The organism is Moorena sp. SIO3H5, assembly GCF_010692395.1.
In the GTDB taxonomy this organism is placed as follows: Bacteria; Cyanobacteriota; Cyanobacteriia; order Cyanobacteriales; family Coleofasciculaceae; genus Moorena.
In genome coordinates, this window is record NZ_JAAHHS010000625.1 from 1 (window position 1) to 3,106 (window position 3,106).

Here is a 3,106-nt window from a genome sequence, read left to right on the forward strand (position 1 = left end):
TTTGCTCCGCTCGGCGGCGGCTTTCTTCTCGGGATCGCCGGCGACCATGATCTCTACGCAGCTTTAATCACAAAAATTCCTCGCCATCCCCGCTGGTAACACTGTTCAAGTTGGTCAAGGGTTGCCACAGATTCATCCAATGCGATCGCAGTGGAATAGTTGTGGCTCATCTCCAACATCACATCGAACTGCTCTGGAGGTAGGGGCTGTTCGATAAACTCAACTGCTCCCATAGTTTCACATACCATCAGCCACTGCTCAGCTTCTTGTTTAGTCAATCCCCCATTGGCATCCAAACGCAATTGGCCAGAAGCAGGTATTGCTTTAACCAACTCCTGAACTATCTTGACTTCATCCTCAATCGGAGCAATACCAATTTTCCATTTAAAGGTTCGGTATCCCTGATTCCAGGGGGCTTCCCAGGACTGTTTGGCTGCGTCATAACTCGGCAACAAGTAACTGTAGTGTTGTTTGCTTTGTTCAAAGTCCTTTGTAGAAAGTCCTTTGCCCATCACTAGCTCCCAAGCCGATTCAAACCCAAATTGACAGCAGGGGAGTTCAGCAGGAATGGCGAAAATCTCCTCTGTACTAATCTCCTGAGGTAATTGCTCGCAAAAATTAAAGGCTTGTTCCAGAGTTTCCGAACCAAACCAAGGGATAGGAGCAATTTCACCCCAGCCAATGTTCCCTATTTCATCACTAAGGCTAAGAATGATACCTTCTCTGACTGTCCATTGGCCATGACTAGTAGACAACGGATGTTTAAAGGGACGCTGGTATGGGTGAAACTTGAACTGATAGTTGGTCATTGATTAATTGCTAATTGCTATTTTTAATTGCTATTGCGCTGCATCCCTATATAAGCACTCAGCTATCAGCTATCAGCTATCAGCTTTCAGTGATCAACTTATGGGTTATCATAGCGTCGAAGCCTGTAGGGTTATTCACAGCCTCGTTCGCACAGCGTGGCCAAAGGCCAAAGCCTGTGCCACGCAGATGGTGCTTTTGAATAAAATAAGCTGACCGCTGACCACTGACCGCTGACCGCTTACATCCCGATTCCCGATTCCCGATTCCCTATTCCCGATTCCCGATTCCCGATTCCCTATTCAACACTTCTAGGTTTATTTAATACCAATACTCCTAAGGTTCCACCAACAATCGGGTAGTGAGTTGCACGAAAGCCTACTTGCTGTGCTAAAGATTCTTGCTCCGGACCACGGGGGAATCGCTGTACACTCGGCCAGATATAGGCATACTCTTCCTCAAGTCCTTGCTGACTGGCTAGGGGAACAACAATAGTTTCCAGATACCACTGTTCAAACTGCCGAAACAGAGGCTGAGACGGTAAGTGAAAGTCAAGAATTGCTGCTTTAGCCCCTGGTTTAAGAATACGGTAAATTTCCTTTAGGCTCTTGGGGATATCTACGACATTACGTAATCCATATCCCATAGTTGCTCCATCAAAGGTATTGTCAGCAAATGGTAAATCTAAAACATCCGCCTCTTGCCAGTGAATCTGTGGTTCAGAGGTTTTTTGTTTTGCGATCGCTAACATCTGGGGAGCAAAATCGACTCCATACACCTTTCCTAGACTGCCTACTCTTTCGGCTAATAGTCGAGTCAAGTCTCCACTGCCACAACACAGGTCAACAAAGGTATCTCCTGACTTAGGCTCAGCCCATTTAACCGTCATCAACTTCCAAATTCGATGCTGACCCCAACTGATCGAGTCATTAAGCTGGTCATAGTTAGAAGAGATATTATCAAAAATTCCCTGAATCGCCTGGGATTGGTCTGACATGATTCGTTCAATTAAGGTTAATTACGAAACCGACACCCAACAAGAGTCCACTCCAAAAATGTAGCGCTACGGCAATAAACTTACAATTACTTACCTTTTGCGGTTGGTTGTGATGAGCGTTAACATGGCGGCAAAGCTTGATCGCAAAAGGTAATCCCACCAAATTGAGTAACGTCGATAGGGGGAATAGCCCCATGATCACAAACCCAGCAGTAGCAGAGAATAGGATACCACAAATCCAGGGCAACAGTTGAGCACCCCGTTTGGTGCCAAGGCGAACAATAGGCGATCGCTTCCCAGCTGCTATATCATCCTTTACTTGGTGAAAATGGGAGCAAAATAGAATTAACGTAGTCCCAAGACCCACAATTATCGATGCCGCCAGGTTAGTCACAGACCAACTCTGGGTTTGACTGTAGTAGGCAGCGGACATACCTAACGGACCAAAGCTCAAAAAAGCCAGAATCTCTCCTAGACCTTGGTAGCCTAGGCGAAACGGAGGTCCTTGGTAGATATAGCCAAGGCTGCAGCATAGCAATAGTAATCCCATCACCGTTAAGTCTTGCTGCCACCAGCAGATCAGTAGCATGCCAAGGATACCCAGTCCTAAACACAGGTTCCCTAGCCAAAAAATCAAGGATTTGTTTGCCGTCAGGTTCACTATCGAGTGAGCTTTGTTTTTATCAATTCCAGTCTCAGAGTCAAACACATCGTTACTAAGATTCTCCCAAGCCAGAATCAGAATCGAAGCACTGACAAATGTCAAAAATATCGTCCAATTGAGGTGATTAGTCTCAAACCATGCCACAGCTGCTGCCACCCAAACATAGATAATTGCCACGCTATACATGGGAGGCTTGATAGCTGCTAGCCACAATTTCCGTTTGGAGCTCGGAGCATTAATTGTGTTTGTTGTCAAAATAGTCACGGAATTATGAATGGAAGTCGTGCTAGGCTAACCGTCAAACCATAAACCAATACTGCTGGGACTGTTCAAGCTTTGGGTCAACGGTCTTCAACGGTGTTAAGGGGCTGACTAGCAGAATACCATTAATCCCAATCAAGGTCGTGAATTGATTATACGTTAATATTTTGTATTAAATTTTTGTAAATTTTTTTTAAAAAATATTAACTAAAGTTGTAAAATAACAACTATTACTATAAGACTTACGCAAAATTGAATCCTAAACTCTAAAAGTAGTAGGGTGCGTTAATAACGCACCCTGTAAGTCTTGTAAGCAATCCTAAACAGTATGACTAAAAAGTATGACCAGTAATGTAAAAGTGCTAGAAAGGGGAACG

General features: G+C 44.6%; 3 protein-coding genes. All 3 read right to left on the reverse strand.

Going from position 1 to position 3,106, the window contains the following annotated elements; all coding sequences use genetic code 11:
* Positions 1-53: 53 nt before the first annotated feature.
* Positions 54-809 carry an o-succinylbenzoate synthase gene (locus F6K52_RS34630; protein WP_293089491.1) on the reverse strand — a complete coding sequence of 252 codons (756 nt, stop codon included), beginning with the start codon at positions 807-809 and terminating at the stop codon, positions 54-56.
* A gap of 296 nt (positions 810-1,105) precedes the next feature.
* Positions 1,106-1,804 (reverse strand): bifunctional demethylmenaquinone methyltransferase/2-methoxy-6-polyprenyl-1,4-benzoquinol methylase UbiE, encoded by a 699-nt coding sequence (gene ubiE, locus F6K52_RS34635; RefSeq protein ID WP_293089494.1) that lies wholly within the window; start codon positions 1,802-1,804, stop codon positions 1,106-1,108.
* A gap of 7 nt (positions 1,805-1,811) precedes the next feature.
* Entirely contained in the window at positions 1,812-2,723 is a 912-nt protein-coding gene (gene menA / locus F6K52_RS34640; protein WP_293089497.1) for a 2-carboxy-1,4-naphthoquinone phytyltransferase, read from the reverse strand.
* Between the last annotated feature and the right edge of the window lie 383 nt (positions 2,724-3,106).